This window comes from Pseudomonas abietaniphila (assembly GCF_039697315.1).
Lineage (GTDB): Bacteria > Pseudomonadota > Gammaproteobacteria > Pseudomonadales > Pseudomonadaceae > Aquipseudomonas > Aquipseudomonas abietaniphila_B.
Window position 1 is genome coordinate 2,136,074 of sequence record NZ_CP155619.1, and the last position, 16,664, is coordinate 2,152,737.

At 58.5% G+C, this 16,664-nt stretch carries 16 protein-coding genes; 4 read left to right on the top strand and 12 right to left on the bottom strand.

Annotated features, from left to right (window positions below):
• Positions 1-16: 16 nt before the first annotated feature.
• The 3 genes from ABDX87_RS09435 to ABDX87_RS09445 all read right to left on the bottom strand — a co-directional run bounded on the left by ABDX87_RS09435 (position 17) and on the right by ABDX87_RS09445 (position 3,238).
• Positions 17-1,021 carry an alpha-ketoacid dehydrogenase subunit beta gene (locus ABDX87_RS09435; RefSeq protein WP_346832621.1) on the bottom strand — a complete coding sequence of 335 codons (1,005 nt, stop codon included), beginning with the start codon at positions 1,019-1,021 and terminating at the stop codon, positions 17-19.
• Positions 1,011-2,111, bottom strand: coding sequence for a pyruvate dehydrogenase (acetyl-transferring) E1 component subunit alpha (gene pdhA, locus ABDX87_RS09440; RefSeq protein WP_346832622.1), 1,101 nt, complete (start codon positions 2,109-2,111; stop codon positions 1,011-1,013). Before pdhA ends, ABDX87_RS09435 begins: the two co-directional genes overlap by 11 nt.
• 104 nt (positions 2,112-2,215) lie before the next feature.
• On the bottom strand, positions 2,216-3,238 hold the full coding sequence (locus tag ABDX87_RS09445) for a Glu/Leu/Phe/Val dehydrogenase family protein (RefSeq protein ID WP_346832623.1): 1,023 nt from the start codon (positions 3,236-3,238) through the stop codon (positions 2,216-2,218).
• Between the two features lie 206 nt (positions 3,239-3,444).
• Between ABDX87_RS09445 and ABDX87_RS09450 the strand changes: the two genes are divergently transcribed.
• Positions 3,445-4,248, top strand: coding sequence for a SirB1 family protein (locus ABDX87_RS09450; RefSeq protein ID WP_346832624.1), 804 nt, complete (start codon positions 3,445-3,447; stop codon positions 4,246-4,248).
• A gap of 14 nt (positions 4,249-4,262) precedes the next feature.
• Here ABDX87_RS09450 and ABDX87_RS09455 read toward each other — a convergent pair whose 3' ends face one another.
• The 7 genes from ABDX87_RS09455 to ABDX87_RS09485 form a co-directional block, all read right to left on the bottom strand.
• Positions 4,263-7,781, bottom strand: a complete 3,519-nt coding sequence (locus tag ABDX87_RS09455; protein ID WP_346832625.1) for a dermonecrotic toxin domain-containing protein — start codon at positions 7,779-7,781, stop codon at positions 4,263-4,265.
• Positions 7,782-8,036: 255 nt separating this feature from the next.
• A complete protein-coding gene (locus tag ABDX87_RS09460; protein WP_346832626.1) occupies positions 8,037-8,561 on the bottom strand; it encodes a hypothetical protein in 525 nt (174 codons plus the stop codon).
• 190 nt (positions 8,562-8,751) lie between these two features.
• Positions 8,752-9,663: an SDR family oxidoreductase gene (locus ABDX87_RS09465; RefSeq protein ID WP_346832627.1), complete on the bottom strand. Its 912-nt coding sequence runs from the start codon at positions 9,661-9,663 to the stop codon at positions 8,752-8,754.
• 125 nt (positions 9,664-9,788) lie between these two features.
• A complete protein-coding gene (locus ABDX87_RS09470; protein ID WP_346832628.1) occupies positions 9,789-10,763 on the bottom strand; it encodes an alpha/beta fold hydrolase in 975 nt (324 codons plus the stop codon).
• Positions 10,763-11,524, bottom strand: coding sequence for a class II aldolase/adducin family protein (locus tag ABDX87_RS09475; protein ID WP_346833478.1), 762 nt, complete (start codon positions 11,522-11,524; stop codon positions 10,763-10,765). The genes ABDX87_RS09470 and ABDX87_RS09475 overlap by 1 nt, the downstream gene beginning before the upstream one ends.
• Before the next feature lie 177 nt (positions 11,525-11,701).
• A complete protein-coding gene (locus ABDX87_RS09480) occupies positions 11,702-12,388 on the bottom strand; it encodes an LrgB family protein (protein WP_346832629.1) in 687 nt (228 codons plus the stop codon).
• The gene (locus tag ABDX87_RS09485; protein WP_346832630.1) at positions 12,385-12,774 is read right to left on the bottom strand and encodes a CidA/LrgA family protein; all 390 of its coding nucleotides are present in this window, start codon (positions 12,772-12,774) and stop codon (positions 12,385-12,387) included. The genes ABDX87_RS09480 and ABDX87_RS09485 overlap by 4 nt, the downstream gene beginning before the upstream one ends.
• Positions 12,775-12,915: 141 nt before the next feature.
• Between ABDX87_RS09485 and ABDX87_RS09490 the strand changes: the two genes are divergently transcribed.
• A complete protein-coding gene (locus ABDX87_RS09490; RefSeq protein WP_346832631.1) occupies positions 12,916-13,788 on the top strand; it encodes a LysR family transcriptional regulator in 873 nt (290 codons plus the stop codon).
• Between the two features lie 18 nt (positions 13,789-13,806).
• On the opposite strand, the gene ABDX87_RS09495 is transcribed toward ABDX87_RS09490, so the two are convergent.
• On the bottom strand, positions 13,807-14,262 hold the full coding sequence (locus ABDX87_RS09495; RefSeq protein WP_346832632.1) for a flavodoxin: 456 nt from the start codon (positions 14,260-14,262) through the stop codon (positions 13,807-13,809).
• 99 nt (positions 14,263-14,361) lie between these two features.
• Between ABDX87_RS09495 and ABDX87_RS09500 the strand changes: the two genes are divergently transcribed.
• Both ABDX87_RS09500 and ABDX87_RS09505 read left to right on the top strand, forming a co-directional pair.
• Positions 14,362-14,808: a PAS domain-containing protein gene (locus tag ABDX87_RS09500; protein ID WP_346832633.1), complete on the top strand. Its 447-nt coding sequence runs from the start codon at positions 14,362-14,364 to the stop codon at positions 14,806-14,808.
• A gap of 82 nt (positions 14,809-14,890) precedes the next feature.
• The gene (locus tag ABDX87_RS09505) at positions 14,891-15,496 is read left to right on the top strand and encodes a hypothetical protein (RefSeq protein WP_346832634.1); all 606 of its coding nucleotides are present in this window, start codon (positions 14,891-14,893) and stop codon (positions 15,494-15,496) included.
• A gap of 81 nt (positions 15,497-15,577) precedes the next feature.
• Here the strand turns inward: ABDX87_RS09505 and ABDX87_RS09510 are convergent, their stop codons facing one another.
• Positions 15,578-16,525: a MerR family transcriptional regulator gene (locus ABDX87_RS09510; protein WP_346832635.1), complete on the bottom strand. Its 948-nt coding sequence runs from the start codon at positions 16,523-16,525 to the stop codon at positions 15,578-15,580.
• Positions 16,526-16,664 lie beyond the last annotated feature (139 nt).

Below are 16,664 nucleotides of genomic sequence, written 5' to 3' on the forward strand. Positions count from 1 at the left end.
CAAGCCTCCTCGGCCGTCAGGCGAAATTCAGAGCGCTGTCGCAGGCATGAAGAATGTCTTCAACGCTGGGAATGTACAGCTGCTCCAACCGGTACAGCGGCGGCGGAATGTCCGGCGCGGTGACCCGTTGAATGGGCGCCTGCAAGTCCAGAAAGACACGTTCGTAAAGGCTTGCGGCAATGTCCCCGCCCAGCCCACCCGAGCGAGGCGCTTCGTGGACGATCACGCAGCGGCCGGTCTTGCGCACCGAGGCCTCCAGTGTGTCGAGGTCCAGCGGTTTGACGCACGCCACGTCGATCACTTCCGCCGACACGCCCTGTTCAGCCAAAGCATTCGCAGCCTGGAGGGTTTCGTGGACGCTCGCGCCCCAACTGATCAGGGTGATGTCGCTGCCTTCACGCAGGGTGAAACAGGTGTCCAGCGGCAGGCGCTTGCCATCGTCGACCAAGGTCTGCGGATTCATTCGGTAAAGCCGTGTGGGCTCCAGAAAAATCACCGGATCGGGATCATCGATGGCCGAAAGCAGCAAACCGTAGGCCCGGGCGGGCGACGACGGGATGACAACGCGCAAGCCCGGCACGTGGGCGAACATCGCTTCGGTGCTTTCGCTGTGGTGCTCCGGCGCACGAATCCCCGCGCCCATGGGTGAGCGCATGACCATGGGGCAACTCAGCCGACCGCGCGTACGATTGCGCATGCGTGAGGCGTGGGAAACCAGATGCTCCATGGCCGCATAGATAAAGCCCATGAACTGGATTTCCACCACGGGTTTCAGGCCTTGCGCGGCCATGCCGACGACCAGTCCGCCAAGCATGGTTTCCGCCAGAGGTGAATCGATTACGCGCTTGAAGCCGAAGGCATCGCGCAGGCCCTGCGTGGCCCGGAATACACCGCCGTTGACGCCGACGTCTTCGCCCAGCACCACGACGTTTTCGTCTTCGCTCATGGCCCGGTGCATCGCCAGATTCACAGCCTCCAGCAGGCTCAGCTTTTTATCGCCTGTGGGAATGTCATTCGCCATGACCGGCACCTCCATTGCGACGCGCCACGCGCTCAAGGAACCATTCACGCTGATCGGCCAGCGGCGCAGGCCACTTCGCGTACACGTGATCGATCACCGATTCGGGCGCCTGATTGCCTGCGCGTTCGAAGTTATCCACAGACTGCTGTACCAGGCCCTGGCATTCGGCGATCAGCGCCTGTTCGCGGTTTTCGTCCCAAACGCCCTGACTGGCCATGAACGACTGCAGACGTTTGATCGGTTCTTCCTGCCACGCCTGCTTCACTTCCTCGGCCGCCCGGTAGCGCGTGGCATCGTCGGCGGTGGTGTGATCGCCCAATCGATAACTCAGGCATTCGAGCAGCACCGGCCCTTTGCCCTTGCGTGCGCGCTCCAGCGCAACCTGCATGCGATCGTAAACGGCAAGGATGTCGTTACCGTCCACCTGCTCGCCATGAAAGCCGGCGCCAATGGCCTTTTGCGCCAGCGTCGGTGCGCCGCACTGAATACGCCGGGGCACGGAGATCGCCCATTGGTTGTTGTTGATCACGAACACGACGGGTAATTGCCAGGCGCCCGCCACGTTCAAGGCCTCGAGAAAGTCGCCCTTGCTGGTGGCGCCATCCCCGCAGGTGGTCACGGCCACGCGATGCTCGCCGCGAATCTTGAAGGCACTTGCTACGCCACAGGCATGCAGCGCCTGGGTCGCAATCGGGACACAGAGCGGGAAGTCCTGCGCCACGGCCGGTTCGGCGTAATCACTGCCGCGCTCGTCGCCGCCCCAATACAGCAGAATTTCTTCCATGCGCACGCCGCGCATCAACTGCACGGCCGTGTCGCGGTAATAAGGGATCAACACGTCTTCAGGGTGCATCAGGCTGCCGATGGCAACACCGATGGCTTCCTGGCCCAACGTCGGGGCGTATGTCCCGATGCGCCCCGTGCGCTGCAACGCGACAGCCTTCTGATCGAAGAGTCGGGTCAGCACCATTTGGCGATAGAGACGGGTGAGCAGGTTGAAGTCATCGGCCCAGGGAGGAAGTTCTCCGGTCAGGCGACCGTCGGGGGACAGATAACGGGTGTACGCAAGATCGATCTTGTTATTGGACATTGCACACTCCTGAGCACGCGGCGGCGCGTATGCGATGCACGCGTGATGGTCACCACTCGCCACTTGTGGTCGCGAGCTTGGTTCGAAAGGCGCCGGTAAGGCGCCTATTCGATATTCAACAGGCGTTCTGCCAATGCATCGGCTACCCGCGCGGGTGAGCGCTTCTCCGCCTGGGCATGGGCAAATACTTCAGTCAGCCGTGTCCCTATCTGGGACAGATGTGCGGTGATGGTGTTCTGGTTTTCTCCTTGATGTTGCAACGCGACGTAGATCAATCCACCGGAATTGATCACATAGTCGGGTGCGTAGAGGATGCCGCGAGATTCGAGCTGGTCGGCGATGGCAGGGCAGCTCAGTTGATTGTTGGCGCCACCGGCCACGGCCGCGCAGCGCAACTTGGTGACACTGTGGCTGTTGAGCACACCGCCCAGTCCGCACGGCGCCAGAATGTCGCAAGGCGTGCTCAGCAAGGCCTCGCTGGAGATGGGCTTGGCGCCCATCTGCTCCATCGCCAGTTGCACCTTGCCGCTGTCGAGATCGGCCACCAGTAATTCGGCGCCCGCCGCATGCAGTTGCTCTGCCAACGCGTAACCCACGTGACCCAATCCTTGAATCGCCACGCGCAACCCTTCCAGGTTATCGCTGCCCAGCCGCGCCATGGCGGTGGTGCGAATACCGGCGTACAAGCCCATGGCGGTGTAAGCCGAGGGATCGCCCGATTCAGTGGTGCTGGTGACGTGCTGGGTGTATTGAGCGATGCAATCCATGTCTTCGCTGGACGTGCCGCTGTCCATCGCCGTGATGTAGCGGCCATCCAGCGTCTGGATGAACCGCCCAAAGGCTTCGAACAACGCGGCGCGATCAGGTACATGCGCAGGCCGCAGAATAACGGCCGTTCCACCGCCCAGTGACAAGCCAGCCAGAACCGCCTTGTAGCTCATGTTCCTGGCCAATTGAATAGCGTCCTCGATGGCGCTCTCTTCATTTGGATAGGAAAGGTAGCGACAGCCACCCAGAGCAGGGCCCTTCCGGCTGCTATGGATCGCGACCACGGCTTTAAGGCATGTGTGTGGATCGACGATCATGTGCAGCGATTGAACGCGTGAGCTTTGCATGAGAGCGAACATAGGCAGTGCTCCCGTTTTTTTGTATTGCGAGTATAGGCGCTGGCAGAAAAAACGACGGGGCTTGTCGGACATATGCAGACAATCTGTCGGCATACGTTCGGCCGAGTGCTTCAGCCAACATTCGGCACTGGACGAACGTCGCCGCCAGGGCTACAACGGAGCATCCAGGATACTGTTTCAGACGCCTTATCCAATCGGAGAAGTCGATGAATCCACGCCAACACTGCCTCGACTGCCTGCAGCGCACGCCCCCGTCGACATTCGACGCAGCGCTGTGGATATCGGTCGAGCACGACGCCAGGGTCGACCCAAACGAAACACAAGAACTGATCGCTCAATTGCAGCGCAGAATCAGTGCCTCGCTGCCATTATTACCGGCTGCCGAACTGGCTCAGCCCCTGCTGCGGCAGATGGCGATGATCGGTTTTCAACAGGACGACGTTGCCCAGCCCAAACCTCAGGTGGCGTTGCTGAATAAGGTGGTGGAACGTCGGCGTGGACAGCCCTTGGGCCTGGCGATGGTTGCGCTGGAGTTGGCCCGACGTATGGAGATTCCGCTGGAAGGTGTGAATTTTCCGGGGCATTTTTTGCTGCGCGTACCCGGCGCCGACCATACGCTGGACCCATGCGATGGCCGCAGGCTGTATCCAAAGGATTGCCGCGAATTATTGCTGCGCCAGTTTGGACCGGACATGCCGCTCAAGTCCGAACACATGCGCAGCGCAACGCCTCAAGCCATGCTTCAGCGTCTGTCGCGCAATTTGCGGCATCTGCATCAGCTCAATGACGACTTGCTCGCGTCGCTCAAAGATGCAAACCGGGTGCTGGAACTCGGCCCGGCCAACACCAGCGATTACCTCGCCCGCGCCAGCCTGTATCAAAGCCTCGAATGCCCGCAGGCCGAGCGTTTCGACCTGGAGCATGCGTTGTTGTTGAGTGACGATCCTGTGCAGCGCCTGAGGCTGGAACAACGCCTCAAAACGCTGCCGTCGGCCAATGCGCTGCATTGACCACACGGGACCAGTCAGCGCACTACCGGGTTGAGCACGTCGATCACCGAGTTGAACTTGCGCTCCGCGCGTGCGGCGTTTTTCGCCTCAATCCTGGTTTTTCGCCATTTGATGTACTTGCGGGTGTGTTTCTGAGCCGCGAACGCTTCACTCGCAGCGCTGACCAGCAGCGCAAGGGCTTTATAGGTATACCCTGCGTCATAAGCCCGCTTGGCCCGTACGAGATCGACTGTCATGTGAGCCAGGTGCCAGATGACTTTCAACGGCAAAAACGGTGCGGGCAGGATTTTCACTACCCTTCCACCCCATTTCCTCACGTCCAGATACAGGTTGAGTGCGAACCGTTCCTTCACGGTTTCCGTCAAACGGTCTACGTCATCATGAATTTGCTGCAGGTAGTTGGTGTATGTCCAACTCCAACTGTCCCGGTAGCTGTTGTTTTTAAGGTCACTGACTTTGTGCACTTCATCGACCGGCACAGGCAGGCGGTCCCCCATCCTGGGCTTGCCTTGTCTTGAGTCCACAGATCCATGAGTCGCGATGTCGTGAAGCTTGCGAGCCATGGCCCCCCACTGACCAGATTCGGTCCTGTGATGGAAATAGGTCCTCATCTGCCCGCTGCGCAAGGCAATGATCACATCGCTGCCCCGCCGGATTTCAACGCCGTCTGGCGCGTCGGGCGTATAGGCCAGCGAAAAATCGGGATCTTTTTCCCCTTCGATGCTCAACAGATAGCAACCCGCGACCGGTACGCCTTTCACCAGACACAAAGGGGCGATGCGAGAGCCTCGGCGAGTCTGCGCGATGGAAGGGTCAGCGTCTTCGGAAAGGGTTCCGGTGAGCATACTGATCCATTCAAGCTGACTGGGTTTCAACCGCCCGGAAATATGCTCGGCCAGCGCGGCACGTTTAAGTTTGAATTTGAGTGATTGTACAAATATCGATTGTCTCTTTTGACTCGCCAACAACGTGAGATTCTGTTCGCCCTCGACAACACGCAGATAGTCGCTGCCGAAATTCGACTCGCGAATCATTTGATCCACAAACGTCGTCGACAAGTAGGAAAGGTCCTGCCCTACCGCCGAATACATGATGGCGTCGGTATTAAAGATGTAGTTGTCGCGTGAGAAACCCTCCATAAAGAGATCCGTTAGCGTTCGGTAATTGCCGTCGCTCTCGGCCGCCGGATCGTCTACGCGCGTTGCGCCTTTCCTCAGATCGAAGAACACGGTATCAGGGTCTATCTCGGTGGTGCCCCCTTGTTCCTCTACGTGCCTGTTAACCAGTTCCATGCACTTCTTGTGGGCCTGAACGGCGTAAGGGCGAACACTGGAGTGCCTCGAATACAAGGACTCCAGCCCCTCGATACGGTTATCGAGGGTAATCAACTCCTGGATAATCGACGGGCGCAGGACATAGAGTTTCGACGCAGAGACGTAACCACCCCGCTCGACCTGGCGGCTGATCTTGTGACGGGCGACATCGAGCAGGATGCTGTCGATATCACTGCCCTCAAATGGCTCGACAACCAGACGGTCATCGGTCCAGTCCGTGCGCGGCGTTGAAGTACGGCGCCTTAGATAGCCTGGCAGGTCGACCGTACTGACAGTGGTCTGGGCCCTCATGTAATCCGCGCCTTCGGTGTGTCGGGTCCAGCGAAAAACCGTACGCGACACCTGATTGAAATCGGAAAGCTCGAAAACACTTCTTTCCGGCGCGCCCGGTGCATAGAGAATCCATTGGCCCTGACCTTTAAGTTCTATGGTCAACACATCCTCAAAACGTTCGTCGCTCTGTTTCAGCCTCAACTTGCCCAGCACGATACTTTCCGGCATCACTTTGTCCTGAAACGCTCGCGCGACCTGCTCATAGGAGGACTCGGAGAGCTGTCCTTGCATCCTCGCCGCCAGCAGCGCCGACACCAGACCTCGACCGAAGAAATGGCCGATCGCCTGTTCTACTTCAGGTTTGCGATAAAGCGCCTCGAGTGCAGCGCCATAACGAACAGGAATATTTACTTTGCGCAGAAGATCTATGAAGAAACCGCCGTCAAACGCTGGATGCTCGTGACCTTCCGGCAACGTGACGCCCACGCTGCCGGGCGTCATGTAAGGCATTCCGTTTATTGCCAAGTCCAGCAGCGAAGCTTTACGAACGATCGCTTCCATACGAGGCTTCTCATCGCCCTTGCCTCTGAAATCAAACGTTTCCCTTAATTCGACAATGACCTCTGCCGGCTCCACCGTGTAATACAACGCGTTGTACATCCCCTGCATAAGCTGATGCCGCGCATAGTCCTGAATATGACCGACCTCTGCGAACAGTTCACTCATACCGGCTTCGGCGAGATCGTTTTGCTCGTCCAATTCGAAGTACTGCTTACGCAAGTCGTTGTCGGCACCCTTCAGCCATTCGGGTTCATTGTCGGATTGTGTTTCGCCGTACAACTTCGACATACGGCAAAAAACAACGTCTTCCAGGTCGCCCAGCTCGATCGCGTGATCGATCCGCGCCCACAGTGCTTCCAGCTCCTCGTCATCCGCCGTAGCCAATTCGTACTGGATGTCCGCTCGTTGTTTTTTGATGACCGTATCCAGAAACACATGATGAAACTCGTCTTCAAGCGGAATCAATTCCACTGCAATAGACGATTCATCGGCAGCCTCCAGAGCGGCAGCCGCTTGCGTAGGCAACGCGTTCATCAGGGCCTCGTGCAGTTCGTGGCCGCTCGAACAGTACTCCAGGACGGCCTGGATGAGCGCTTGACTGGACGGGTAACGTTTCCACCCGTGTGAAAGTTGAAACAGATAAACAGGCCCCGTCTCATCGGGCGCACACACCAAAGCGCCCATGACCCGCGAGCCTCCCGCATCGGCTATCCGCAGTTCAAGCGACGAGAAGCCGTCGATGCCGGAGCCTTTCAGCATTGTGGAACAGTGCTCGGCGTCTGCTTCATCAAACTCCCTGCGATCAAGAGCAATATCGATTTCCTGAAACAGGACTTGCACGTAGAGCCGTTTCAACACGCCACGCCGTGAGCCGGCCCAGTCATCCTGTTTATCCAAGGGTGAAAGGACGGTCACCGACTCGTCCCAAGTCCTCCCCACCGCATCCTTTATGCGCGCCCCGATGCGGGCGTACACGTCCTGCAGTTTCGCCAGATGGAAGTCGGGCTCCTCATCAATGCCACGTTTTGAATCCGGTCGCAGCGCAACTACCAGGTCAGAACGGTTGAGATAAGTGGGACCCTTGAGCAACGTCCCCATTAGCGCCTGCGTCGCCGTCATGGACGAAACCACATTGCCCTGAGCATCGAATTCATTAACAAACAATGCATCAGGATTTGACCGTTTTGCGGCCATCTGCATCTCTTCATTCAGAAAACGCCGAGCGATTTTGAACAGGGAGGGCGTACTCCGGATGATATCTATCATCGTGGCATGAAGCCTGCCCATAGTAGCGTCCGCGGTGACCTCCATTTTAATGTCAGGGGTCAGGTCGTGATCGGCAGGCAACCTGTATTTTTTAAGCACGTTAACATCTCCAATGTAACGACCACTGCGCTCGAAGGCATCCAGCCTTTCGACTTAATACGCCAGTGATCTAATGAATCCTCATTGGATACTGTGCACACTCGACAAGAGCGATAAATAATTATTCATCCTGTTCATCTACAAAGCACTGCCTGTAGGCTCATACAGTTTCGGCATGAAGGAAATTTTCTAGCGAGCAAGGACCACCGTGGCGCCACGTCATGGCGCCTTGCTGCATGGGTATAAATTGACCATTCACACTCGAATGTTCACCAACGATCGCTCCCGAGGCGCCTTGGCGTACTTCTCAAGTGCCATCAACACAGAGAGCGACGCATTGATCTCAATCAATTCGCCCTCTGCTGTTTCATTTCCTTTATAAACAGAGTCCGTCAATCGCTCGAACTGCGACGTCAAATAGTCATAGGCGTTCAATGCCGTATCCATAGAGATGTTTTCCCCGGACGCATCAAACTTTGCATTTAGATTGGAGAGTGAACGCACAAGATCGGTATCGATCAATCCTTGCTCAGCCAACAGCGTTCCGACTTCGAGCAATTGTCTGTTACTGGTGTTCCGCGGATCAAACCCGCTCAAATCGATGTTCAAACCTTCGAGCTTTTTGGATTCCGGTATGCTCTTGTCCGCCCAATACTGACGCACCCGCTGCTTCACCGCCTCTTCCTGAGGACTCAATCCCGACTTCACCTCAAAGCGTTTGTCTGGAACCGCAAAGTACGTTTTCAGCCGTTGATCAACCTTGCTCAAATTACCGATCATGCTGCCTCCCGAAGATAAATGTGGTCTTCAGGGATGTCGGACACGGGGGCAGGCAAGTTGAACGGTTGTTCTCGAAGACGGAATCATTGCCTTATTTAGAGAACAATCCTACAACCAACAAAATAAAACACTTACAAAAACGGCCAGATCGATCACTCGAACTGGCCGCTATCAACCACTCAGAAATGAATCAGCCGCCAAACTTCTGCAAGTTCGCCATCATCTCTTTCAAGGCCTCGACGTTGTCCGCCGGATGTGCCGCGTCGGTGAAGTCACCGATGGTGCCCCATTGCGCAGCAACGTCTTCCGGGGTGAAGCCAGTATGCGGGTCGAAACCGGCGCCGAGGCTGCGCTCCCAACGCACCTTGCCCATCCAGCCGCCGCCGACTTCGTAGAGGCCGGCACTGTCCTGGCACTGCTCGCTGCCCAGGTACACCACCAGCGGGCTTACCAGTTCAGGTTTGAGCAACTCGAAGACGCTGGCCGGAATCAGGCCTTCGGTCATGCGCGTGCCGCCGGTGGGCGCGATGGCGTTGACCAGGATGTTGTTCTTGCGGCCTTCAAGGGCCAGCGTGCGGGTCAGGCCGTAAAGCCCCAACTTGGCCATGCCGTAGTTGGACTGACCGAAGTTGCCATAGATGCCGGAGGTTGAAGACGTGAAGATCACGCGGCCATAGTTTTGCTCCCGAAGGTGCGGCCACGCGGCGCGGGTCACTTTGTAGGCGCCCTCGACGTGAACGCGGTAAACCAGGTCCCAGTCGGCGTCTTCCATCTTGGCGAAGCTCTTGTCGCGCAAGATGCCGGCATTGTTGACCACGACATCGATCCGCCCAAACGCATCCAGCGCGTTCTGTACGATCTTGTCGCCATCGGTGACTGAATCATGGTTGGCAACGGCTTGACCGCCCATTTCGCGAATTTCCGCCACGACACGATCTGCCGCCGAGGCATTGGCCCCCTCTCCATGCGCCGAACCGCCCAGGTCGTTGACGACAACGCGTGCCCCGTGTCGAGCGAACAACAGCGCGTGCGCGCGCCCCAGCCCGCCTCCGGCGCCAGTCACAATCACGACCTTGTCTTCGAAACGTACGGATTCACTCATGTTGCTCTCCCCGATGGTGGTGCTCGTTCTCCGCGCCCGGCTTGCGAGCGCGCTCTGGCTTGGCAGATGGATCAGGAACGCGCGAAACAGTCATCGAGTGTCAACCAGTCATGCGCTGGTCACAATCAACACGAGGCACTCTGAATGGTGCTCGATAACGCAACGGGATGATCGGGGGCTTTATTGGTCTGTACGGCACGAGGCGGCACGGTGCAAGGCCTGCGCTCGGCGATGTCTGCACGGAAACGCTGGTAATGACGCAGCACCAGCGCCGGTGCTTCGGTGTGTGGGTAGCGGCCGATATCAGGGATGGACACGGTATCGGGATCGGCAATCAGCTCGCGGTAACGCTCGACCATGTGCTCCCCGGAGACCGGGTCCGAGGCGCCGTTGATGAAGCGCATCGGCACCTGACTGCTCTGCATGGCCTGTACCCAGCGTTCGCGCCGAACAAGGCGTTCGGGGATGTAGCTGATCAGCCGATACATGATGTGGTGACCGCGATTGTTGGAGATCAGGCTCCAGAAATCATCCAGTTCGCTTTCGCTGGGGCGTGTCTTCGGCCCGAAAATACGGCTGAAGTCGCGGTCCAGGCTGCAGCGGTCAAATGTCCGCCCCACCAGCCAGCCCACGGGACTGAGCAAAAGCTTCTGCACCCACAGCGCGCGATGGGTTTCCGGGAACAGGCCGCCGTTGAGAAACACGCAACTGGCCATCGCGAAGCTGTTTTCACTGTGCCTGGCCATAAGCTCCTGGGCCACGCTGTCGCCGTAGTCATGGGCCAGAACATGAACCGGCTGCTGCACCTGCAAGTGCTCCAGCAACGCCTGTTGCAGGTCGGCCTGTTCCACGAGGTTGTAATCGTGATCGCGGGGCTTGGCTGAGTCACCGAAGCCCAGCATGTCGCAGGCAATGACCTGATACTGGCGGCTCAGCGGCTGCCACAGATAATTCCAGTCCCAACTGGCGGTAGGAAAACCGTGAAGCAACAACAACGGCTCGCCCTGCCCGGCCACCCAATAACGAATGGTCTGCCCGCGAAACACGAAGTCGTGCCCCTGCGTGCGCCAGACGCTGAGAGGGATCTCCGCCGGCCTCATTACTGCGAATACCCCGGCGAGCACTGATCGAGCTTACGCAACAGAGCAGGCCAGGCCAACGCTCCTCCCATGCCCTCGGCGCTGCGGGTCACGCCGGCGATCATCGCTTTGGCCCCGGCCAGGATCTGCCCGTCGATAGGGATCAGTTCAGCACCGCCGCCTTGGGCAAGCACCTGGATTTCGCAGGCACGCTGAAAGGTGAACATCATCAGAAAGGTATCGGCAATGCTGGAACCACAGGTCAGCAAGCCGTGGTTATTGAGCATGAGGAAGTTGCTGTTCCCCAAATCCGCTTGCAGGCGCGCTTTCTCTTCATGATTCAACGCCACGCCTTCATAAGCGTGATACGCCAGGCTTGCCAGCACGAACAGCGACTGTTGACTGATCGGCAACACGCCCTGCTTTTGCGCCGAAACCGCGACACCTGCGGCCGTGTGGGTGTGCATGACGCACACCACGTCGTGGCGAACTTCGTGCACCGCGCTGTGGATGGTGTAACCGGCGGGGTTGATGTCGTAAGGGCTGTCCATGAGCTTATTGCCCGACTGATCGACCTTGACCAGGCTCGACGCGGTGATCTCATGGAACATCAAACCGTAGGGGTTGATCAGGAAGTCTTCGGTGCCGGGAATCTTGGCCGAGATGTGCGTGAAAATCAGATCATCCCAACCATGCAGGGCGACCAGCCGATAACAGGCGGCAAGATCGACACGCGTCTGCCATTCAGCCGGGCTGACCTGATCTTTGACAGTGGAATTGATGGGGCTGACGGTATCGGCGACTGCCTGTGCGACTTTCACGTTAGGCGTTCCTCGGCGGTTATTCTGCTCTAGTTGATCAGCAGTCTAGACAGCCCTCGCCGTCGCGGTACTTGCCTTGGCAGCCACCTTAATGGCCCGGCGAGTCAGCAGCGCCCTGAAGGCTCTGGAACAGGGTTCTCAGAGCATCCAGACCAACAGCGGCGCTGCAAACAGATTCAACAATCCCGTCAGCACCATGACCAGTCCGGCCACTGAACCTTCTTCGCCGCCCACCTCCCGCGCCCGGCTTACGCCCGCGCCGTGCGCCCCCACGCCGAACAGAGCGCCGCGGGCGAGCGCAGTGCGCAATGGCAGCCATTTGAGCAACACACCACCCAGCGCGGCACCGAACACGCCGGTGCACATCACGAACACGGCGGTCAGCTCGGGAACCCCACCCAGATCATGCGCCAGCGGCATGGCAAAGGGTGTGGTAATGGAACGCGGCACCAGCGACATCGCCACCGAGGTGTCCAGGGCAAACACCCTGGACAGACCGAACGAACTGGCGATCGAGGCCGCGCTGCCGGCGAGCATGCCGATCAACAGCGCAGGCCAATGACGCGCCAGCAACGCGCGCTGCTGCCAGATGGGGATGGCAAACGCCACCGTGACCGGCCCGAGGACGAGCATCAGCCAATGGGTGTTGGTGGAATATTCGGCATAAGCGGTGTGCATCGGCAAGGCAATCGCCAGCAGCACGGTGGGCACCAGGATCAGTGGCGACAGCAGGTACCGGCCTGTGCGGCGATACAACCAACGGCTGGAAACGTAGGCGAGGACGGTGATCAGCAGCCAGAAGATTGGCATCGGCTCGAATCTCATGCCTTGCCCTCCTCTGAACGATCTCTGAGACGACAGACCATTTCGACGGTGAACGCCGTGACCACCATCACCATCAACGTGCTGAAACCGATCACCAGCATGATGCGCCAGCCCTCGGTGCGCACCAGCGCCCCGTAGTCCAACAGACTCATCAGCGGCGGAATGAAGAACAGCAGCATCTCGGCGAGCAGCAAGCCCGCACCGGTTTGCAGCGTTGAGGGTTTCACCAGGCCGCTGGCGAAAATCAGCAGCAACAAAGCGAGTCCGATCACACCGCCCGGGATCGGCCAGTTCAGCCAGGACGCGATCTCGCAGCCGACCTGATAAATCGCCAATAAGGCAACGAGTTCGACAGTAACGCGAGCGAGACGAGCTAAACGGTTCATGAGCTTTCAGTCCTCTGAGGATTGCAGTCTATCGAGCCCGCTTCCATCCCAAAAACGAATTGTCAGACTTTCAACTATTCCAATACGGAATTTCAAACGTCATACTCGCGCCATAACCATTACAAGCAGGCGCTCGATCCCATGGAATTCAAACAGCTGCGCAGTTTCGTCGAAGTCGTGCGCGAGGGCGGCTTCACTCAGGCGGCACGGACGCTGTTCATCAGCCAGTCTGCAGTGAGCAAACAGGTAGCTCAACTGGAGGAAAGCCTGGGCGTGACGCTGCTGGATCGGCACGGCTCACAGGTCACCCTCACGGCGGCAGGCAAGGTCGTGCACCACCGGGCAGAGGAAATGCTCATGTTGCGCAATGGCTTGCTACGTGAGCTGGACGATTTGAGCAACCTGGCGCGCGGCGAACTGCATCTGGGATTGCCCATGCTGGGCAGCGACACGTTGTTTGCCAAGGCGTTTGCCGAATACCGTCGGCTTTATCCCAATGTCACGATTCATTTGCTGGAAGGCGGCAGCCGGGCCATTGAACAGGCCGTGATGACGGGCGAACTGGAGTTGGGGGCAAGCCTCACACCGGATGATCCGGCGTTCGCGTCCCAGCCTTTTTGTGATGAACCGCTCGATGCGCTGTTACCCGCCGATCATCCGCTGGCTCATCTGAAGGAAGTCGAATTGAGCCAACTCGCCGACACGCCGTTTCTGCTTTATCAGCGCAGTTTTGTGCTCAACGACCGGTTGTTGCAGGCCTGCCAGCAAGTCGGCTTCACCCCCAAAGAAGGCGGGCGCAGTGGTCAGGCCGACTTTCTTGCCGCACTGGTGGCGGCGGGTCAAGGCGTGGTGCTGTTGCCTCAGGTGGTTGCCAAGGCGCTGGTCAGGCCCGGCGTCGTGCATGTCACCTTGAAGGCGCCGACCCGTCTTCGCTGGGACATCGCTTTTATCTGGCGTGATGGCGCTTATCTGTCCAAAGCCGCCCAGGCTTGGCTGGCGCTGCTGAGACAGTAAGCAGCGCCATCAGAGGCGTCAGGCGCCGAGCTTGCTGACGAAGTCAGCCAGCCAGGGTTCGGCGTCGCCTTCAGGGTTGACGGTTTCGCTGGCGTCCAGACGCAACATCTCCAGCACTTCGCGCAGTCCCAGCTCCATGAACAGCTCGCGCATTTGCTCGCCGCCACCACAAAAGGTATCGCCATAACTGGCGTCGCCCAGCGCAATGACACCGCCCGGCAAGCCGCGCCACGCGGCAGGCAATACGTCACGGATCTGCGAATACAGCGGCTGAAGGTTGTCCGGCAACTCGCCCAGGCCGGTCGTCGAGGTCACGGCCAGAAAGGCCTCCGGGGCGAACGCTTGCAGATCAGCCAGACTCGCGCGCGGATTGAACAGGACGTCGTGACCGGCGTCCTTGATGATCTGCTGGGCGTGTCGGGCAACTTCTTCGGCCGAGCCGTACACCGAGCCCGAAACAATGGCGACTTTCATTCTCTGATCCTGTGACTGAGTAAAATCGTGCGGCATTATGCCCCAAAAGGGCGCAATGTCTTAGAATGCCGGCTTTTCGATGCCCGCAGGGAGCGCCTCATGATCAACGCAAAACTGATGCAGCTGGTGGTCGACGCGTCGAGCGACGGCATCGTGATTGCCGAGCATGAGGGTGACGATAACATCGTCATCTATGCCAACAAGGCCTTCGAGGATCTGACGGGATTCAGTGCCGACGACATTCTTTATCAGGACTGTCGCGTTCTACAGGGCGATGACCGCGACCAGGTTGCACGTCGGGCGATTCGCGAAGCGCTGAAGAAAGGCCAGCCTTGCCGTCAGGTTCTGCGCAATTATCGCAAGGACGGGACGTCTTTCTGGAATGAGCTGTCGATCACACCAGTGTTCAACGATGCCGAAAAACTCATGTATTACATTGGCATCCAGAAGGACGTGACCGAGCAGGTGCTGATGCAACAAAAAGTTGTCGAATTGCAGGCCGAACTGGCGCAAGCTCGCACTGAACTGGCTGCGTTGAAGCGGTAACATCCCGTAACTGACGAACGGCAGCAACCAAAATCCGAATTTACTGTCTGCTTTTTTAATAACCGGTTAATCGAGCTTGACCATGCAGCGCGACACAATCCTCACGCAGGATGAGCTGGACTTCATCCAGAACATGCAGCACAACCCCAAGCTGAACCTGCGCGACAGCTCACGCAGCCTGGTGGTCAACGGAGGCGTTCAGATCCAGGATCTGCTGACGCGACTGGCCGCGCACGAACAAGTGACGATTCAAGCTCAGTTCGACAATCAACAGATGACCTTCCCGCTGCACCTGGTCGAAGACGAGTTTCACGCGCTGCACCTCGAATTGGGTGCGCCCAGCATCTTCGAAGAAGGCCCTCGGATTCGCCCATGGCGTCTTACCCTGCCAGAGCCCGTCGCCCTCGAAACCGAGAAAGGCTCACTGACCGCCTTGTGGGTGCACGAAATTTCGTTCAAGGGCATCCTGCTGGAAATCCGCAAGCAGACCAAACCGCCAAAATACTTCTCAGCCTGGTTTACACCGACCGGCCTTGCGCCCATCGCGTTGCGCGGTACGTTCGAACGCCTGACCGAGCAAGGCCTGGCGGCTTATCGCCTGAGTCAGAACAGCAAAGAAGACACCGAGCGCCTGCGCCAGTACATCCTTCAGGAACACCGCAAGATTCATCCTTCGATGCATCTGTAAAGCAGCGGCCCGTGCTGTAAGCCTCAGGCTGGACATCAGAGCTGTGGCGCCTTCACCTGCAGCTCAGGTTCGCAACGGCCTCTAGGTATCCATCCGCCCTGCCAGAAACTGCTGCAAGCGCCGCTGCATCACCAGTCCTTCGCTGCCTAGACATCCAATCGCCGACCCCGCCAGACTGTCCTGAATGACGTCAGCCATTTCGCCTGCCACCAGCAATGGGCACTCAAGACCCAGCCCGAGCCGTATCAACCGCTTGGGCACATCGTTCGCCGACACCTGAGTGGAGAACAGCACCAGCGCGTCGGGCTTCATTTTTCCGCAGACCAGACTCAATTCTTCCAGCGGCTGTCCCGGTGCCAGCACACTGACCGCTATCTGCGGTGTGGTCATCAAGACGCCGGCCACCCACAACTCCAGCTCGCGGCACCCTTCCGGCATGGCGGCCAGCAAGACGCGCTGTTGCGCCGCACTTCGCGTGAGCTGTACGCGCTGGAGGGTTCGCGCGCGCAGGAAACTGTCGAGGAATAACCACTCGCTGGTCTGACCGAACGCGTCGTGGCGCACCGTGAATTCACGCCAGACCGGCATGACCACATCTTCGAACACGACCGGCAGCGGATACGTCGAAAAAATCTGTCCATAGAGCTGATCGAGGCAGCGCTCGTCGAAATCGTTGACCGCCTGACGCAGTTGCTTCTGCCACGCTTGCTGCTCTGCACCGTCGATGACGCTGTGGAGCCCGCGCATGCTGCCGTCGAGGTCGCGGGTCCCGGCCAGAATCTTGCCGACCTTGCCTACGGCCACGCCACGGTCAATCCAGCCCCTGATGCTGTGCACGGTTTCGATATCAGCTGCGGAGTAAAGGCGGTGACCGCTTTCCGTGCGCGTCGGCACGATCAGTCCATAACGACGCTCCCAGGCCCGCAGCGTGACCGGATTGACGCCGGTCAGCCGTGAAACTTCACGGATGGGGAACAACGCTTGCTGATGGCCTTCGACGACCGAGGAAACGGGGAGCACGTGAGACATCGGGAAAAGCCTGTCGCCAAATCGAAAGAGGTGGTGATTGTACAACTGCCGCTGGGCGTCTGAGAGGGCTTGAGGGCCAAAGACTTCTGGCTTTATACACGGATTCAGGAATAATCCTTGCTTGCTTTTCTCAACGAAG